Origin of the sequence: Sorangium sp. So ce124 (genome assembly GCF_051525235.1) — a bacterium.
GTDB classification, from domain to species: Bacteria; Myxococcota_A; Polyangia; order Polyangiales; family Polyangiaceae; genus Sorangium; species Sorangium atrum.
Map to the genome: position 1 here is coordinate 10,708,753 of NZ_CP150312.1, position 17,577 is coordinate 10,726,329.

The 17,577-nt window shown below is 71.4% G+C and carries 13 protein-coding genes; 6 read left to right on the forward strand and 7 right to left on the reverse strand.

Annotation, left to right across the window (positions count from 1 at the left end):
- The first annotated feature begins 7 nt into the window (after positions 1 to 7).
- On the forward strand, positions 8 to 613 hold the full coding sequence (locus WMF19_RS40275) for an HAD family hydrolase (protein ID WP_437895226.1): 606 nt from the start codon (positions 8 to 10) through the stop codon (positions 611 to 613).
- A gap of 186 nt (positions 614 to 799) precedes the next feature.
- On the opposite strand, the gene WMF19_RS40280 is transcribed toward WMF19_RS40275, so the two are convergent.
- From WMF19_RS40280 to WMF19_RS40295, 4 genes are all read right to left on the reverse strand, one after another.
- Positions 800 to 2,197, reverse strand: a complete 1,398-nt coding sequence (locus tag WMF19_RS40280) for an MFS transporter (protein ID WP_437895227.1) — start codon at positions 2,195 to 2,197, stop codon at positions 800 to 802.
- A 377-nt stretch (positions 2,198 to 2,574) separates the two neighbouring features.
- Positions 2,575 to 4,380 (reverse strand): fatty acyl-AMP ligase, encoded by a 1,806-nt coding sequence (locus WMF19_RS40285; protein WP_272104110.1) that lies wholly within the window; start codon positions 4,378 to 4,380, stop codon positions 2,575 to 2,577.
- Positions 4,377 to 4,643 (reverse strand): acyl carrier protein, encoded by a 267-nt coding sequence (locus WMF19_RS40290; protein WP_012239660.1) that lies wholly within the window; start codon positions 4,641 to 4,643, stop codon positions 4,377 to 4,379. Before WMF19_RS40290 ends, WMF19_RS40285 begins: the two co-directional genes overlap by 4 nt.
- Before the next feature lie 104 nt (positions 4,644 to 4,747).
- The gene (locus WMF19_RS40295; protein ID WP_437895228.1) at positions 4,748 to 5,746 is read right to left on the reverse strand and encodes a helical backbone metal receptor; all 999 of its coding nucleotides are present in this window, start codon (positions 5,744 to 5,746) and stop codon (positions 4,748 to 4,750) included.
- 164 nt (positions 5,747 to 5,910) lie between these two features.
- Between WMF19_RS40295 and WMF19_RS40300 the strand changes: the two genes are divergently transcribed.
- Positions 5,911 to 7,377: a serine/threonine-protein kinase gene (locus tag WMF19_RS40300; RefSeq protein ID WP_437895229.1), complete on the forward strand. Its 1,467-nt coding sequence runs from the start codon at positions 5,911 to 5,913 to the stop codon at positions 7,375 to 7,377.
- A gap of 61 nt (positions 7,378 to 7,438) precedes the next feature.
- On the opposite strand, the gene WMF19_RS40305 is transcribed toward WMF19_RS40300, so the two are convergent.
- Positions 7,439 to 8,035: a DUF2231 domain-containing protein gene (locus WMF19_RS40305; protein ID WP_437895230.1), complete on the reverse strand. Its 597-nt coding sequence runs from the start codon at positions 8,033 to 8,035 to the stop codon at positions 7,439 to 7,441.
- 480 nt (positions 8,036 to 8,515) lie between these two features.
- Between WMF19_RS40305 and priA the strand changes: the two genes are divergently transcribed.
- Entirely contained in the window at positions 8,516 to 10,963 is a 2,448-nt protein-coding gene (priA, locus tag WMF19_RS40310) for a replication restart helicase PriA (RefSeq protein ID WP_437895231.1), read from the forward strand.
- 49 nt (positions 10,964 to 11,012) lie between these two features.
- On the opposite strand, the gene WMF19_RS40315 is transcribed toward priA, so the two are convergent.
- Positions 11,013 to 11,633: a hypothetical protein gene (locus tag WMF19_RS40315; protein ID WP_437895232.1), complete on the reverse strand. Its 621-nt coding sequence runs from the start codon at positions 11,631 to 11,633 to the stop codon at positions 11,013 to 11,015.
- A gap of 382 nt (positions 11,634 to 12,015) precedes the next feature.
- Here WMF19_RS40315 and WMF19_RS40320 point away from each other — a divergent pair, with 382 nt between their 5' ends.
- The gene (locus tag WMF19_RS40320) at positions 12,016 to 12,462 is read left to right on the forward strand and encodes a helix-turn-helix domain-containing protein (RefSeq protein WP_437324901.1); all 447 of its coding nucleotides are present in this window, start codon (positions 12,016 to 12,018) and stop codon (positions 12,460 to 12,462) included.
- A gap of 12 nt (positions 12,463 to 12,474) precedes the next feature.
- Here the strand turns inward: WMF19_RS40320 and WMF19_RS40325 are convergent, their stop codons facing one another.
- Positions 12,475 to 13,023, reverse strand: coding sequence for an RNA polymerase sigma factor (locus tag WMF19_RS40325; protein WP_437895233.1), 549 nt, complete (start codon positions 13,021 to 13,023; stop codon positions 12,475 to 12,477).
- A gap of 651 nt (positions 13,024 to 13,674) precedes the next feature.
- Between WMF19_RS40325 and WMF19_RS40330 the strand changes: the two genes are divergently transcribed.
- A complete protein-coding gene (locus WMF19_RS40330) occupies positions 13,675 to 14,592 on the forward strand; it encodes a prephenate dehydratase (protein WP_437895234.1) in 918 nt (305 codons plus the stop codon).
- A gap of 387 nt (positions 14,593 to 14,979) precedes the next feature.
- On the forward strand, positions 14,980 to 16,992 hold the full coding sequence (locus WMF19_RS40335) for a PPC domain-containing protein (RefSeq protein WP_437895235.1): 2,013 nt from the start codon (positions 14,980 to 14,982) through the stop codon (positions 16,990 to 16,992).
- Positions 16,993 to 17,577: the final 585 nt, after the last annotated feature.

The following is a 17,577-nucleotide window of genomic DNA, read 5'->3' on the forward strand; positions in this document are numbered from 1 at the left end:
GTGGCCTATGCCAGGACTCGTATTCCCCTCAGGCTCGTTTGTCGCTTATCTCTTTGATTGCGACGGCACGATCGCGGACTCCATGCCGGTCCATTACCAGGCCTGGCTCGAGGCGCTCGCCCCGTATGGGTGCGAGTTCTCCGACGAAGATTTCTACGGCTGGGCGGGGATGCCGACCGACCGGATCGTCGAGCGCCTGAACGGGAAGTACGGGCTGCGGATGCCGGTGGCCGAGGTCTTCGCGGAGAAGGAAGCTGCGTACCACCGCCTGATACCGACGGTGCGAGGCGTGCCTGAGGTCGTGGCCGTGCTCCGCGACGCTCCTCCGCGCGTGAAGCGCGCCGTCGTCTCGGGGAGCCCCCGGGCGTCGGTGGAACGGACGCTCGAGTTCCTGGGCCTCCGCGGGTACATCGACGTGGTCGTCGCGGCGGAGGATTACGCGCGACCCAAGCCGGCGCCCGACCCGTTCCTCGAGGCGGCGAAGCGCCTGGGCGTCGAGCCCGCGCGGTGCCTGGTCTTCGAGGACGCCGCGCTGGGAATCCAGTCCGCGCAGGCGGCGGGCATGCCGTGGGTCTTCGTCGATCCCCGGGCGCTCGCCGCCCAGCGTGGGTGAGCGGGGCGGAGAGGGCCGGCGGGGCTGAGCCGGGGGCGTCAGACGAACAGGACCTCTGCGCCGGGTGGCGCCTTCGCAGCAAAGCTCATGGACTGACCTTCTCCTGGGCGTCTGTTCGTCCCGGCAGCTCCAGCGCGATGCTCGGGCGAGACGGAACCCTCGCTTGGCTCGCGTGGAGGCCGCGCGTCAGCGGGCCGCCGCGCGCCGCGCGGGCCGCGCGTTCCACACGCGCGTCGCCAGCGCGAAGCCGACGAGCGCGACCGGGAGCATGGCAGCGGGCCATGACATCCAGTTCCCCGGGTGCTTCGCCGCGTCCCCCGAGGGCAGGATGCTCCCGTAGAGGAACGACTGCGTCGCCGTGCCCAGGTAGACGAAGCCGTCGATGATGCCAGTCGCGACGCCGGCGTTCTTCCTCCCGCCGAAATCCATGCTCGCGGTCCCGGACAGCATGCCGTGGACGCCGATCACGCAGAGGGACATGAACACGACCGTCCACCCGGCGATGGGGAAGCTGAGGGTGAAGAGGACGATGACCGCGCCGAACACGAGGCCTGCGTAGAGCACCGAGGCCACCGGGCCGCGGCGCGAATCGAAGACATGATCGGAGATGAATCCGGCGAACACCCCGCCCAGGATGCCGGCGATGCAGAGGAGCACGCCCCAGTGCGCCGACACGAAGCCCTTGAGCCCGGTCTTGTCCGCGAAGATGAGGTACCACTTCATGACGGCGTTGCGGAGGAAGCCGCTGCAGAACTCGATGGCGACGATGATCCAGATGACCCGCTGTGAGAACATGCGCCGCGCGACGTCGATCGCCCCCGAGCGCTCGCCCGTGTCGCCCGAGGACGCGTCGGCGGTGTCGAAGTCCCGGAACCCCGCCTGGCCCGGCGTGTCGCGGATGAGGAAGACATCGAGGGCCAAAAAGCCGAGCAGCAGCAGCGCGGGGACGTGGAACACCCACGGCATCGGCAGGTGCTTTGCGATGAATCGACTCCAGTCGTAGGCGAAGTAGAGCCCGAGCGAGATCAGGATGCCAAAGATGCCGCCGAGCATCCCGCGCTCGCGGACGTGGAACCATGGCGCGTTCACCTTGACGATGGATACGGCGCCGAAGCTCTGGAAATACATGTTGGCGCAGAAGAGCACCGTCATCGCGGTGATGGCGGTGCTGTGGTCGAGCTGCCCTTCCTGAGCGAACCGGACGGCCACGCCCAAGAGGACGTTCATGAGCGCGGATCCGCCCGCGGCGAGCAGGATGGTGGCGCGCCCGCCCCACCGGTCGGTGAGCGGCCCGTTCAGCAGGAAGGCGACCCCATAAACGGCCGAGCCCCAGCCGTCGATGTTCCCGAACTCCTGCTTGCTGACGAGGTGCAGCGCTCCGAGCTCCGGCGCGTTGGCGGAGAGGTTGTACCGTCCCATGTAGAGGAAGGCGTACGTGAGCCCGAGCGGAAACCAGTTGAAGAACCGCCGGCGCCGGAACTCCTCCGAGTGTCCGAGATCGATCTTCGGCAGCCGCCGCATGACCACCGCGATGGCCGTGAGCAGCAGCAGGATCGGCAGCAGCTGATTGAGCCACGCAGGCATGGACGCCCTTCGACGATAACGGCCCACCGCACGAGCGGCCATGCCTTCGCGCTTCCCCCGCTCGCCCGCTCGCTAGAACTCCGTCCGTGAGGTCGCGGCGCGCTCAGTGACGTGTCGCTGTCCTGAGAGCTACCAGAGCCGCGGTCATCTGCCGTGGAGCATCGGCCCGCTGTCCTGAGAGCTGCCGGAGGGGGCAGGGAGCGCGTGCGGCGCGCGTGGGGACGGGCCGTGTCTGAGCATGGCCGGTGAATCGCCCGTCAAGGGCGATTCACCGGTCATGCGAGTTCGGCGGGGCCCCACGCGCGCCGCACGCGCTCCCTGCCCCCTCCGGCAGCCCCTGCAGTCTCCAGGGGCCCCTTTCCGACCCCCCTCCAGGATCACCCCCCCCGCCCGCGGAAGATCGCGTGGCGGAAGAAGTTGATCTGGCTCTTGGCAAACTCCTTCGCCGCGTCCAGCCGGTCCCCTTCGCGCGACGAGCTGCGGATCAGCAGCTCCCCGTTCTCGTAGAGCTCCCGCGTCTTGCTCCGCTGGAGCTTCCCGCTCGAGGTCTTCGGCAGGATGCCCGACCCGACCGCCACCACGTCATCGACGGTGAGCCCCATGGCCTGCTGGACGACGCGGCGCACCTCGCCCTTCAGCGCCTGCTTCTCCTGCTCGTCCGACGCCGGCGTCTCGAAGACGATGACCACGCGCTCGCGGTCGTTGTGCGGCTTCATCGTCCCGAACGCGATCACGTTGCCCTTCCGGACCCCGGAGACGCGGCTCGCCTCCCACTCGAGATCCTGCGGGTAGTAGTTGCGCCCGTTGACGATGATGACCTCCTTCGAGCGCCCGCAGATATAGACCTTGCCCTCCGCGAGGTACCCGAGATCGCCGGTCCGCAGCCAGCCGCCCGCGAACGCTTCCTTCGTGAGATCCGGGTCGTTGAAATAGCCGGGCATCACGCTCGGGCCCCGCAGCCGGAGCTCCCCGACCTCGCGATCGCCGAGCGGGCGCGCGCTCTCCGCGTCGTCCGACGCGAAGACCCCGATCTCGTGCCCCTCGAACGCCGACCCGCACTGCACGAGCGACGACGCGCCCTCGCCGTCGGCCGGGACGGGCGTCGCCTTGCCCTCCTTCCAGAGCGTCTCGCCGTCCACCGCGTCGGTCTGCAGCCCGGCCCCGAGCGCGCTGAACGACACAGCCAGCGTGCTCTCGGCCATCCCGTACGAGCAGACGAACGCCTTCTCGTCGAAGCCGACCGGCGCGAACTTCTCGGCGAACGCGCGCAGGTTGTCGGCCCGGATCGGCTCGGCGCCGCACCCGGCGACCCGCCACGTCGAGAGATCCAGCCCCGCCATCTCCTGCTCTCGGATCCGCTTCACGCAGAGCGCGTAGGCGAAGTTCGGGCCGAACGACACGTTGCCGCGGTGGCGCGTGATCGTCTCCAGCCAGCGCACCGGGCGCTTCAGGAACAGCAGCGGCGGCAGGAACGTGATCGTGTTGACGTAGTACAGCGGCGCGATCACGAAGCCGATGAGCCCCATGTCGTGGTAGAGCGGCAGCCACGACACGCCCGTATCGACCGACTCCCGCACCCCCAGGCCGAGATCCACGATCGCCCGCACGTTCGCCGCCAGGTTCGCGTGCGTGAGCACCACGCCCTTCGGGCGCGACGTCGAGCCGCTCGTGAACTGGAGGAAGCACACGTCGTCGAGCTCGACCTTGACCGGCTTGAGCTCCTCGCGGGCGCCCCGGAGGCCCTCCACCGCCACGATCTGCTCGAGCGCCGGCGCCTGCGCCTGGATCGTGCCGAGCATCCGCTTGATCTCGGCGCTCGTGAGCAGGACCTTGGCGCCGCTCTTCGCGACGATGTGCAGCGTGTTCTCGAGGTAGCCGGTCAGCTTGCCGAGGCCGGTCGGCGGGTAGATGGGCACCGGGATGACGCCCGCGCGGATCGCGCCCAGGAAGGCGAAGATGAAATCGGCGTTGTCCGGCAGGATCAACGCGACGCGATCGCCCTTGCCGAGCCCGAGCGCCTGGAGCGCGCCGCCGAAGCGCGCGCTGGCCCGCTCGATGCCCCCGTGCGTGAAGAACGGCTCGTTCTCGCTCGACTCCTCGATGAAGCGATAGCCCGTCTTCGTGCTCGCCGCTGCGTCCTCGATCGCCTGAGCGACCGTCCGCGGTTTCCAAACAGCCGTCATCCCGAGAGCCTTCCTTCGTTCTTGAGCCGGAGCTCGATGGCCTTGACGACGTCGGCGACCGTGTCGACCTCGCGCAACATGTCGTCGGGGATCGAGAGGTCGAACTTATCCTCCATATCCGCGACGATCTCCATCACTCCCAGCGAGTCGAGGCTGAGGTCGGCGACGAGGTGGCTCGACTCCTCGATCTTTACCTCGCCGGCCGTGTGTCCTTCCAGGAGCTGGATGATCTCTGCCCGCAACGTCTCCCGTGTCCACGTCATCCTACGTTCCTACCCCAACTGCGGCGTGGCGAGGAGGGGCTTGCTCGGCCGCAAGGCCGCGGGAATTCGGCGTCGCACCCCCTGACCCGACGGTCGCGCGTGCATCAGGGACGGGCGGCGTCGACGATCTCGCGCAGCCGACTGAGCCCCTCGAGCGCCCGCGCGCCGTACCACATGAGGTCCTTCCCGTCGCACCTGATCACGTGGCCACGGCGGGCAGCGGGGATGTCGAGGGAGCGAAATATTGCCGCGTCGGCGTCGGTGAAGGCGTGCGGCTCATCGGGCAGCAGGACGAGCTCCGGGGCGCGGGCGAGCACCTCGTCGAGGGTCACGCGGGGGTAGCGCAGGTCGCGGCCCTGGACGCGCTCGGGGGGCAGCGGCGGCGCCTTGCCCAGGTCGGCCGCGAGCGGGTAGCGCCGGGGCCGATCCTCGAAGATGTTCTGCGCGCCCACGAGATCGAGCACGTCGGAGATGAACGTGTCGCCGTGGACGGTCATCAGCGGGTCCATCCAGATCGGGACGAAGGCGCGGATCGGCGGGCGCTCGCGGCGCCGCGCCTCGGCCGCGGCGTGGGCGCGGTAGGCGGCCGCGACCAGCTCGCGCGCGGCGGCCGGCGGCGGCTGGCCCGGGGCGCCGTGCTCCACGTGCGCCGGGGACGCGGCCGCGCCGGGCTTCGCCGCGGCGTGCCCGAGCAGGCGCGCCAGCCGGGCGAGGTGCGCCACGCCGTCGGCGACCCGCTTCGGGAACGAGACGAGCACCCGGAGCCCCGCGGCGTCGAGGCGCTCGATGTCGCGCTTGCTGTTCTCCTCCTGGTTCGCGACGACGACGTCGGGCTCGAGCGCGGCGATGCGGTCGACGTCGGCGTCCTTCGTGCCACCGACGAGCTCGATGCCCTCGACGTCCCCCGCGGGCGCGACGCAGTAGCGGGTGCGGCCGACGAGCTGATCCCGGGCGCCCAGCCGGAGGAGCGAGTAGGTGTCGCTCGGGACGAGCGAGACGATGCGCCGCGGAGGGGAGCGCCACTCGTGCTTGCGCCCCCGGTCGTCGACGATGCGGATGAACGACCCGGCAAAGGCCGGTCCCCAGCCTGCGCTGAACGCCATGCGCCGGATGTAGCCCGCCGCCGCGCGCGCTGCACGTGAACTGCGCGGCCCGCCCGCGCTGCGCGTGAACCGACGTGGACCGACGTGGACGGCGCGGCGCAGGGCCTGAACGGCGCGGTGTCCACTTAGTTGGCCCGCCCGGGCGAAGTCTGCGACGACGGCTCGTGCAGATCGATCGCCTCGATGTGCGTCGCGGAGGCACGCTCCCGTACCCGCCTTCCGGCCTGCCCGCTCTCCCCCTCGGCGCCGCGCGCGAGGAGGCTCCCCGCCGCCGGGCGGCGCCCCGCGGAGGGCGGCTGCTGCCGTGCCAGATCGGCCGCTACACGCTGTTCGATCACATCGGCCAGGGAGGGATGGCCGATCTCTACCTGGCCCGGGTGCGCACGGACCTCGGCGCCGCGCGCCTCGTCGCCATCAAGGAGGTCGCCCCGAGGTTCGCGCACGACCCGCGCTTCCTCGAGATGCTCGCGGGCGAGGCCAGGCTCGCGGCGGGGCTGCGCCACGCGTCCATCGTGCAGGTCGAGGACCTCTGCCGCGAGGACGGCTCGCTCTTCATCGCGATGGAGTACGTCGAGGGCCTCGACCTTCGCGAGCTGCTCCGCCGCTGCGCGCGCCAGAAGGTGAAGTTCCCTGTCGCGTTCTCGCTGCTGATCATCGCCGAGGCGCTCCAGGCGCTCGCGTACGCCCATCGGAAGGGCGTCGTGCACCGCGACGTCTCGCCGTCGAACGTGCTCCTGAGCTTCGATGGCGAGATCAAGCTCTGCGACTTCGGCATCGCCCGCGCGCACGAGCGCTGCGGAAGCATGGACGAGGCGCTGCAGGGCAAGGCCGGCTACATGAGCCCCGAGCAGGCCCGGGGCGACGCGGTCGACGCGCGATCCGACGTCTTCGCGGCGGGCATCCTGCTCTGGGAGCTGCTCGCCGGCCGGCGCATGTACAGCGTGGGCCCCGGCGCCGCGCTCTCCAAGGAGGCGGCGCGGGGCGATCTGCTCGAGCTCGCGCGGCGCGCGTCGATCCCTCCGCTCGTGGAGCGCGGGCTCCCCGACGAGGCGGCGCTCCACGCGATCGTGGCGCGGGCGCTCGCGGTCGCGCCCGACGAGCGCTACCCGAGCGCGGCGGCGATGCTCCAGGACATCGTCGCCTACGCGGCGGCGGCCGAGCTGACGGCCAGCCCGCTGCGCTTCGGGGCGTGGCTGCGGGACAACTTCGGCACGGAGCTGGTCGCGCCCCGCCGAGCGCGAGAGCGTGCGGTGCGCGCGCTGGAGCTCGGTCCGCCTGTGGTGATCGAGCCGATCGCGACCGTGGCTCTCGCGCCGAGCGCGAGGGGGGCCGTCACGCCGAGCGCGGTGGAGAGCGGCGCGCAGGGCGCGATGGCGATGGCAGCATCGCCGGCGATGGCGATGGCAGCGCCGCCGGCGATGGAGGCCGCCGCGCTGCTCACGAGGGTGGCCGGCGCGCAGGGCGCAGAGCCCGCCGCGCGGGCCGTGGCCGAGCCGCCGCCCTGGGCCAGGGCGCAGCCCTCGCTCGCCCGCCCGCAGCAGCGCAGGCTCGTGCCATTGCTCCTGCTCGGCGCGCTGCTGTTCGTCCTCGCCGCGCTCGTCATCGCGGGCTGCTATCTCGCGGCGCGCTAGCGCCCGCCCGGGCGAGGAGGACGTATCTCGCCCCCGTCGGGCGCGCCGGTGCTCGTCGCGGTCAACCCGCGTCGGCGATCGGCGCTTCGGGCACGGGCACCTGCATCTCCGGCTTCCGCGCGCACGCGTCGTTGCCGATGCCGACGCCGTAGCGGTAGATGAGCTCTCCGCCGAGCCAGCCGCTCGCCCCCGCGAGGCCGAACCCCGCGGTCGACAGCGCGATCCCGAGCGGCCGCAGCCCGATCGCCCGGGAGGCGAGCGATGCGCCGTACATGCCGGCGATCGCGAGGTTCAAGGCGCCGTGGACGAAGCCGATCCGCTTCGCGGGGCCGAGGGTGGTGCTCCAGTCGGCGAGCCCGGCGAAGGTGGCCACGAGCGCCCCGCCGAGGCCGATGGCCACGGTCGCGTCCGCTCCCCGATGGAAGCGCCGCCTGCGGCCGATGCCGGCGAGATCGAGCACCAGCGCGCAGGACCAGGCGCCGATGGGGATGGTCACCAGCACCGGGTGCAAGGGGTGCCCGAGGAACTCGCCATGCAGCACCTTGGCGACCGTGGGCGCTCGCCTCAGCACGGACTGGATCCCGCGCTGAAGCGGGTCGGCGATCTGGTCGATCCAGTCCTGCTCCTCGATTCCCCCCAAGACTGCGGTTCCGATCATGTCCCCTCCTCCGAGGCGCGTGGCTGCGCAGATTTCCAGCGCATGGCGCCCGCCCCGCCGACCGTCCAGCGGTGAACCCCTGACCGGGTCCCGAGCAATCGGCGGACCCCGCGGGAGCGGGTAGGGCGTTCCCATCCCCTCCCGCGGTGCGTGCGTCTGCGACGCGCGAGCTGGCCGCACACTTCGCTTCTGCAAGGGTGCTCTGCCGAAATTTCAGGTTCGAAATCAGCGAGCGACCCATCTGGAGTGAAATACGTTCGGATCGCGAATCTCGCGGATGGCATGGACGGTGCTCTATGTCCGGCCAGCGCTGCCGGCGCGGCCTTCCCCCCCCCCGAGGCCCCGGCGGCGCTTTTTTTTTGGACTCTTTCCTTTCCGGGCCCAGCGCGGGTGCCCGCGCGCATGCCCTGCGTTCCTCGTCCTGGGCGGCGTTCTCTGGTATCTCGCCCGTGCCGCGCCGCGCGCGGCCCTCCCGGAGCGATGCCCCTCCTCGCCGACGTCGCGGTGCCCGTCCCGCTCTCGCAGGCCTTCACCTACGAGGTCCCCGCCGCGCTCGCCGGCGAGGTGCGACCGGGGGCGCGCGTCCTCTGCGAGTTCCATCGGCGCAAGCTGCTCGGCGTGGTGCTCGCCGTCAGCGAGCGCAGCGCGGCCATCGATCCGTCGAAGATCAAGCCGCTCGCGGCGCTCGTCGACGCGCGCCCGGCGCTGCCAGCGGAGCTGCTCGCCTTCCTGCAGGAGCTCGCCGCCTACTACTTCGCGCCGATCGGCGAGGTGCTCCGCCTCGCGCTGCCGGCGATCGAGCGCGAGCAGGTGCGCGCGCTCAAGGCCCAGGGGGAGCTCGACGGCGTCCTCGACCTCGGCCGCGCCAAGCAGGTCGGCGGCCGCAAGGTCGCGTACGCGAGCGCGACCGACGTGGTCGAGGAGCCCGGCACGCTCCGCGGGCAGGCCGCGGCGGTCCTCGCGCTGCTCCGCGCGAACGGCGAGCAGCCGGTCGCGCGGATCGAGGAGCGCTTCGGCAACGCGCGCAGCGCGCTGAAGAAGCTCGCCGAGCGCAACCTCGTCACCCTGGACGAGCGCGAGCCGCCGCGCGACCCGTTCTTCCGCCGCGCCGAGGAGCGCGACGTGCCCCCCGAGCTCAACGCGGCGCAGGCCGAGGCCGCGGCGCGCATCGACGCGGCGCTCGCGGCGCTGCCCGCGCCGCCCGGGGGAGGGGAGCACCCCGCGAGCACCCACCAGGAGCCGCGGCCCGTCGGGCAGGAGGCGCGGCGCATCGCCCAGGAGCCTCGGCCGAGCGCGTTCCTCCTCTTCGGCGTGACCGGCTCCGGCAAGACCGAGGTGTACCTGCGCGCCATCAAGAGCTGCCTCGAGCGGGGCCGCGGCGCGCTCGTCATGGTGCCGGAGATCGCCCTCACCCCGCAGCTCGTCGCGCGCTTCCGCGCCCGCTTCGGCGACGAGCTCGCCGTGCTGCACAGCGGGCTGAGCGACGCCGACCGCCACGCGATGTGGGCGAGCCTCCACGTCGGCAAGGTGCGCGTCGCCATCGGGGCGCGCTCCGCGCTGTTCGCGCCGGTGCCGGACCTCGGCCTCATCCTCGTCGATGAGGAGCACGACGGCTCGTTCAAGCAGGAGGAGGGCGTGCGTTACCACGCGCGCGACATGGCGCTGCTCCGCGCCCACCGCGCGGGGGCGGTGTGCGTGCTCGGCTCCGCGACCCCTTCCATCGAGTCCGTCGCGCTCGTGCGCCGCGGCAAGCTCGTCGAGCTGCGCCTGCCGGACCGCGCGCACCGCGAGGCCAGCCTCCCCGAGGTCTCCCTCGTCGATCTCCGCCGCTTCGGCGCCGGCCCCTCGGGCGATCCGCTGATCTCCCTGCCGCTGCACCGCGCGCTCGAGAAGACGCTCGCGGCGAAGGAGCAGGCGATCCTCTTCCTGAACCGCCGCGGCTTCGCCCCGAGCGTCGTCTGCGGCTCGTGCGGGACGCTGACCACGTGCGACGCCTGCTCGGTCGCGCTGACGTACCACCGCGGGCGGCGCCGCGACGCGCGCCCGCCTTCGCCGGCCGGCGCGCCCGCGCCCGCGCCGGCGCTCGAGGAGCGGCCGGAGGGGGGGCGGCTGCGCTGCCACTACTGCGACTATGCGGGGCCGCTGCCGGACCGCTGCGGCTCGTGCGGCGCGCGGAACCTGCTGCTCGAGGGGCTCGGCACCGAGCGGCTCGAGGCCACGATCGCGGGCTCGTTCCCCGAGGCGCGCGTGGCGCGCCTCGATCGCGACGTCGCCGGCAAGGATCGCTCGCAGGCGATCCTCGCGAGGATGCGCGAGGGCAAGATCGACATCCTGGTCGGCACGCAGATGGTCACGAAGGGCCATGACCTGCCCAACGTGACCCTGGTCGGCGTGGTGAACGCCGACGCCGCGCTCGGGCTGCCCGACTTCCGCGCGGCCGAGCGCGGCTTCCAGCTGCTCGTGCAGGTGGCCGGGCGCGCGGGGCGGCGCGACCGCCCCGGCCGGGTGCTCATCCAGACGCGCAACCCCGAGCACCCGGCCATCGCGTTCGCCGCGGCGCACGACGTGCCTGGCTTTCTCGAGCGGGAGATCCGCGACCGCGAGGAGGTGGGTTATCCGCCCGCCACGCGCCTCGCGCTGCTCCGGATCGACGCGGTCGACGAGGGCGTGGGGCGCGGCGCTGCGGCGAAGCTCGCGGCCCACGCCCGCACCTGCCCCGAAGGGCTCGCCCGGCGCGTCGAGGTGCTCGGCCCGTCGGCCGCACCGATCGCGCGCCTGCGCGGGCGCTACCGGTTCCGGGTGCTCCTGAGGGCGCGCGAGCGCGGTCCGCTCCGGGGGGCGCTCGCGGCGCTGGCCGGGCTGATAAGGGATGGCCTTGATCGGAACGCCCGGGTGATCATCGACGTGGATCCGGTCGCCATGCTGTGACGGGCGATCCACGGGGAAACGGGCGCGCTCGTTGCGCCTGCGGCGCTCTCTACCCAGGAAGGGTGACGCCGGGCGGGGGGACGTTAGGCGCGGTGAGGCCGGGCGCGGTGAGCTCGCCGAGCTCGTCGCGCGACGCGCGCGAGAGCCGCTCGAACTCCGCGCCCAGCCAGTCGAGGAACGCCGCGTCCCACGTCGGCCCTTCCGGGCGGGAGGCGACCGCCTCGGCGAGCTCACGGTCCCAGCGGCCGTAGACGTCCCGGAGGAGCGCGTGCGCCCGGCGGCTCTCGGCGGACGCAGGATCCGTCTGGCCGTCCGTGCGCTCGGCGAAGGCGTCCTCGCAGAGGAAGTAGTTGCATGTCGCGGCCCGCCGCTCGGCGGGGACGGTGCAGCCGCGCGCGCCGTGATAGACGCACTTCGACTGCCGCGGGGCCGTGCGCTCCTCCCGCTTCCGCACGCGCCGGAGCTCGAGTCCGCGGCTCACGGGGAGCAGGTTGCCGGCGGCGATCTGCTCGAGCAGCCAGCCACGGCCGTCGAGGGAGACGATGCGCCCGATGTCCGTCCAGTCGAGCTCGGGCGGGCTGACGCAGCACCCCGCGGGGCCTTGCGGGCACTGGGCGCACAGCGTCGAGTGCAGCCGGGTGTGCTCTCCTGAAAGCTCCAGACGGATCATCGAACCCCTTGCCGTCCCCCGAAGGGGCCGAGACGCGCGCTCGATACAGCGCACATCCTGCCAGCGAACGCGCCAGGAATGACAGAAGCGCCCAGCGGCTGCAACCGACGCGACCGACGCAACCGACGCAACCGACGCAACCGACGCAACCGACGCGACCATCGCATCGCTGACCGCGCCTCGACCCGAGCGGCGGCCAAGCGCCCCTCCTCACCGACATAGCGATCGAGAAGCGCGAGAACTCGCACTCCCGGGCGCACTTGGAGGAGCTGAATCAGTTATAGTAAGTAACGGTCATCGACGCGCGTCCCGCGTGAATGCAGGGGGAAACGTGCGATCGTCCTTTTCCGGCCGCGGCGGGAGTTGATAGGCTGCGCCGGCCATGAGCGATGCGCTTCCCAAGGAGGTCGGTCGGGCCATTCGCGTGCTCCGGCAGCTGCACGGGCTCACTTACGCCGAGTTCGCCGAGAAAGCGCGCCTCTCGGCGACCTACCTGCGGCAGGTCGAGCGCGGCGAACGCGATCTCGGGCTCGGCGCGCTGGCGCTCATCGCACAGGGGCTCGACTGCGATGCTCGGCTCCTCCTGCCCGGCGACGGGAGGAGCCCGGTCTCCGCGGTCGTCGCCGATCGCTTCGATCGCGCGCCCGAGGCTCTCCAGGAGGCGCTCCTCTTCCTGTTGATCGAGCCCGACGACTCGCCGAAGAAGCAGGCCATCCTCGCGCTGATCAACGAGGATCCGGAGCGCGCGCGGCTCCGCTCGCGGCCTCGGTCGGAGGAGCGCGGGTCGCGCGGCTCCACCCCCTCGTCATCGAGCCGGCGCGGGCGATGAGCCCCTGAGCCCTCACGTCGTCCGCGCGGACCAGCCCGTGACGCGAGGTGGCCCAGCGCCGGACTCCTGCCGGCCACCGCCCCGCGTCTCTGCGCCGGGCATCGACGCGAGGCGCCGCGTGGCCAGCTGCTGAAACGCGGCGAGCGCTCGGCTCCGCCGCTTGTACGCCGTCGAGAGGGGGATTCCGGCCCGGCTCGCGAAGTCCGCCATCGGGACGCCCTCGATGTCGTGGGCCATGAGGATCGCGCCGAACTCGGCATCGAGCTCGCGCAGGACCGCGAGCACGAACAGGCGATCGCACTCCGAGATGATCTGCTCCTCGGCCGAGGGCTCGTCGAGCTCTGCGTCGAAGTCGTCCGGCAACGGCTCCTCCCTCCGGCGCCGCTCGCGCAGCCCGTAGTGGGACGCGGCGTGGACCGCGATCTTGTTCAGCCAGCGATCGGACGGCCCGAGCTCCGGATCGTAGTTCCCGAAGCTCTCGTGCGCCGCGAGCATCACGTTCTGGGCGATGTCCCAGCGATCCCGGCGCGGAACCCCCAGGAGGCGGAGCCATCGCCGCACGAGCACGATCGTTTTCTTGTTGAAGATCCGCCAATAGGCGCCTTCTCTGTCGTTCGGCGGCCCTGAACCGTGGCCTCGACGCCCCGTTCCCGACATCGCGTAACGATCGTTATCACAAGAAACGGAACTTGCAAAAACTGGTCGGGGCAATCACAGGCGAAATTTGATCGAAAAAGTGGTCGGATGTATGCGTATGTGGCTATTGCCTGCGCCACCCTCCGCGTGTGCATTCGCGCGCATGCAGGCCGAATCGCTCGGGAAAGCGCCGTTCGACGATGGTTCTTGCGATGTAACGATCGTTCCTCATCCGAACTGCTCCAGGGTACCTTCGGGCATCGTCGGGCACGATGGTGCTCCCGCCTGGCAGCTGCGGCGCGATCGCCGCGCGGGCGGGCTCGGCGGCGGCCTGGTGCAGCGCGGCGGCGGGCACCTCCCGCGCGGGCAGACCGCGGCGGCGGGCGCCTCCCGCGCGGGCAGGCAGACGAGACGCCGCCGCTTTCCTCGCTGGACTCCGCCGCATCGCGCCGGTAGACAGGCGGCGCTCGATGCACAGCTTCCATCGAAGGATGCCGGCCCCACGGCGGAGCGGCGCGCCCTGCTCGGGGCGTGTCGCGACCGTCCGCGCAGGCTCTGGCGGGGCGCCCATCGCTCATGTCGGCTGACGCGGGGACGCCAGGGACGGCGCGCGGCGACGGCGCGGCGCCCGCGGCGAGCGACGCGGCGGAGGTCCCGGCGCCGCGCCAGCGGGTCGCCTACTTCGGGCGGCCCGGGACGTTCAGCCACGAGGTCGCGTCCCGGCGCTTCGGCGCGAGCGCGGACCTCACGCCCCGGCGCACCATCTCGGAGGTGTTCGACGCCGTGGCCGGCGGCGCGGCGACCTACGGCGTCGTGCCGATCGAGAACGCGCTGGGCGGCCCGATCTACGACACCGTCGATCAGCTGATCCGCCGCGAGGGCACGGGCGCCGCGCTCGCCGTGTGCGAGGAGCTCTCGCTGCACGTCACGCTGTCGCTCCTCGGCAGGGCGGGCGTGGCGCCGAAGCGCATCTATTCGCACTTCGTCCCGCTCAAGCACTGCGGCGACTGGCTGCGCGAGACCTACCCTGACGCGCAGATCCTCGAGGCCGAGAGCACCGCCGAGGCGGTCGAGCGCGCGGCGCAGGACGGCGAGGCCTGCGCGATCGGCAACAAGGGCGCGGCGGCCATCTACAAGCTGGAGATCCTCGTGCCGAAGCTCGGCGCGAAGGGCGAGAACATCACGCGCTTCTTCATCGTCGGGAAGACCGCGGAGCCGCCGGCCTCGGGGGGGCGGACGCTGCTCCTGTTCGGGCTGGACCACCGCCCGGGCGCCCTGGTCGCGGCGCTCTCCGCGCTCGGGAGACACCACATCAACCTCACGCGCATCGTCTCTCGCGCGCTGCCCGACAGCCCTGAAGAGTACCTCTTCCTCGTCGAGTGCGAGGGCAGCACGGAGGAGCCTGCGTTCAAGGAAGCCCTCGCGCTGCTCGAGCAGCACGCGACGGGCGTACGCTCGCTCGGCTCGTTCCGCGTCAGCCAGAAGTACGAGTAGAGCGCCCCGGATCGACCCGCCGACGATCGCCTGGCCGCGCGGCCCTGGCCCCGCGGCGCGGCGCGGCGCGGCCAGGATGCCCGATGACCGCGAGTCCGCCGCGGCGGACGTGCGCCTGCCGCTCATCGCGTAGGCGCCCCCACGCGCGGGGACGACAACACCGCTGCGAAGCTGGGAATATCTTCGCGCCGGGTATCCCGCGTGACTCAAGCGCTCTTTTCAATAACCAGTTACCCCTCGCCTGTGACTAGAACGCTCGCCAGGTGCGGTCTCGCACTTCTCAATAGGCAGGGTGACATGGATCTGCATTGGCGATGGCTCTTCGTTGTGGTGCCGGCGCTCATGGGTTCTCTGGAAGCGTGTGATGTGGACCCATGGGAATCGGAGTTGACGGGCGACAGTAAGCTGCAGAGCGGCGGAGCGGGCCAGAAGCACCAGCCCGTCGGCGCGAGCTGCAGCTGCGATGCGGACTGCGACGGCGAGGCGGCCGTCTGCATGCTCGGCATCTGCATGCAGCGCGCGGCGGGGCTGTGTACGGCGCCGAACAGCGAGCAGGGCTGCGCGCCCGGCTCTCGCTGCTTCAACACGGATATCCTCTCCGACTCCGGGGTGTGTTATCCCCTCTATGATCCAGCGACCTGCGATGGCGTGCAGAACCGTCATGGCCTGTGCTCTCCTCGGCGCGGCGACGGGTGCAACGCGGCCTGCGGCGCGGCGTGCGCGGAGGATACGGTCGGCGCCAAGGAGGTCGGCGCGGCCTGCGACGACGAGGAGGCGTGCTCGCTGCGCGGCGGGACCTGTTATCGTGACGAGGACCCCTCGGCGCCGAACGGCTGGGTGGAGGGGTACTGCCTCGCCTTCGACTGCGAGAGCGACGACCAGTGCGGGCCGGGCGCGGGCTGCTTCCCCGCGGCGGAGGGCGGCTCGCCCGTGTGCATGAACACCTGCGGCAGCGATCTCGACTGCCGGCCTGGCTACGTGTGTCACACCGTCGACGGCGAGGGCAGGTCGGCCTGCTACGCTGGCTGCGACGCCGCGTCGACCTGCCCGGAGGGCACGACCTGCCTCGGGGAGCTCTGCGTATCGGACGATGTCGCGTGCTCACCCGACGTCCCGTCCGGCTGGTGCCCGGAGGGCAGCACCTGCGATGGCGGCGAGTGCCGCAAGGGCCCCTCCGGCTGCGGCGCCGAGGGCGACGCCCTCGAGCCCAACGACGACCTGGGAGCAGCGGCGACCGCGCCCACGGGCGTCACGAACGAGCTCACCCTCTGCGAGGGGGACGAGGACTGGTTCAAGATCGTGGTGCCGGAGCGGACCATCGTCCGCGTGGGCATCCGGTTCCGTCAGGCCGCCGGGGACATCGATCTGGTGGTCTATGACGGCGTGGGCCGCCTGCTCGGCTCGCGCGACGGCGCGCAGTATCCGTACTCGTACCGCGATCAAGAGACGGACACCGAGTTCTATGGATTCTACTCCGAGCGGGGTGGCGCCGAGTACTTCGTCCGGGTCGTCGGCCATGACGGCGCGCAGAACGCCTATGGCCTGGACGTGACCTCATATCCTTATATCGATGGCCCGAGCTGCGTGGACGCCGGCTTCTCGTTCGACGAGTGCGCCGGCTTCGGCAAGGCCGGCGGCGGGCTCTTGCCGTTCCCGTTCCCCGACCCCGACGACTCGGTGGTCGGCGGCGGTTACGTCTGGGAGACGTTCAGCAATTATCGCTTTGCCAGGCGCGAGCTCATCATGCTCGTCCGGGACGCCCTCGCCGAGACGATGCGGGCGTTCCCGGGCACGACGCCGCTCTCGCTGATCGACGTCTGCCAGATGAACGGCGTCACGCCCGGCTACGACGTCGACAGCCCGCGTCACCCCGAGTCGACGCACGACCAGGGTGGCAACATCGACATCGCCTATTTCCAGACCGACGGATCGAACGACGGGCAGATCATCTGCGGAGACGGGTCGAAGCACGAGGACGGGTACTGCTCTTCGGCGGCGAAGCGGAAGCACATCGTCGACCTCGAGCGCGAGGCGTTCTTCATGGCCAGGCTGTTCCGCTCGCCCCGCACGCGCGTCGTCGGCGTGGACAAGGTGATCGCGCCGTTCCTCTCGAGGACGGCAGCCAGGCTGAACGCTCTTCCGGCCCGGGATCGGCGGAAGATCACCGACGACGAGCTCGCGAGCTTCTCGGACCGGATGGCGTACGGCGAGGGGTGGCCATATCACCATCACCACATCCACCTCAGCATGGACTGGTGGCCGAGGGACGCCGCGGCCGGCGGCACGCCGGAGGCGTCGTTCGCGGCGCCGCCCGCCATCCATCGTTCGCCCGCGCTCGCGGCCGGGCAGCGGATGGTGTGGCCACCGCTGCCCGATCATGGTCGTGCGGTGAACGACTAGCGCCCCCCGTTCGGCCGCGCCGCCCGCCAACGGCGGAGTCGCGCGACGCTCGACATCCAGTACGCCCGGATCGTGAAGACTCCCATTGAAACCGCGTTCTCGCAGCTCTGTCTGGGCTGCAAGCACGTCGACCACGTCGGGTGCTGGCATCGCTTGTGGTAGAGCCCGCCTTCCTGGCGTCTCGGGCGACAGAAGGTCCCTTGTCGACTCGCATCCATTCTGCAAAAGTGCGCCGTATCCACAACGCACTCGTGCATCGAAGGGGCCTCGTCCTACTCCACAGCCGCTGGCCGCGGGGCCTCCTGCCAGGGGACATGCAACAAGCGACCGATGCCGGCCCGAACCACGGGATTCCCAGCGGCGATCGAGGTTCTTCGCACGTGGATCCAGGGTGGCGCGCAGGCCTCCGTCACCCTCGATCCATGACGCGCCGAAGCGCGTGAAACAGCGGAGGATAACTACATGAGGGCGGGAATGTGGGATTAGCTCGGGTCCCGCCTTCCACGCCCCGCGGCGCCATGCTTTACTGTCGCCGTTCTTGGGAAGATGCTGTCGCCTTTTCGGCGCCTTGTCCGCCGGACGGAC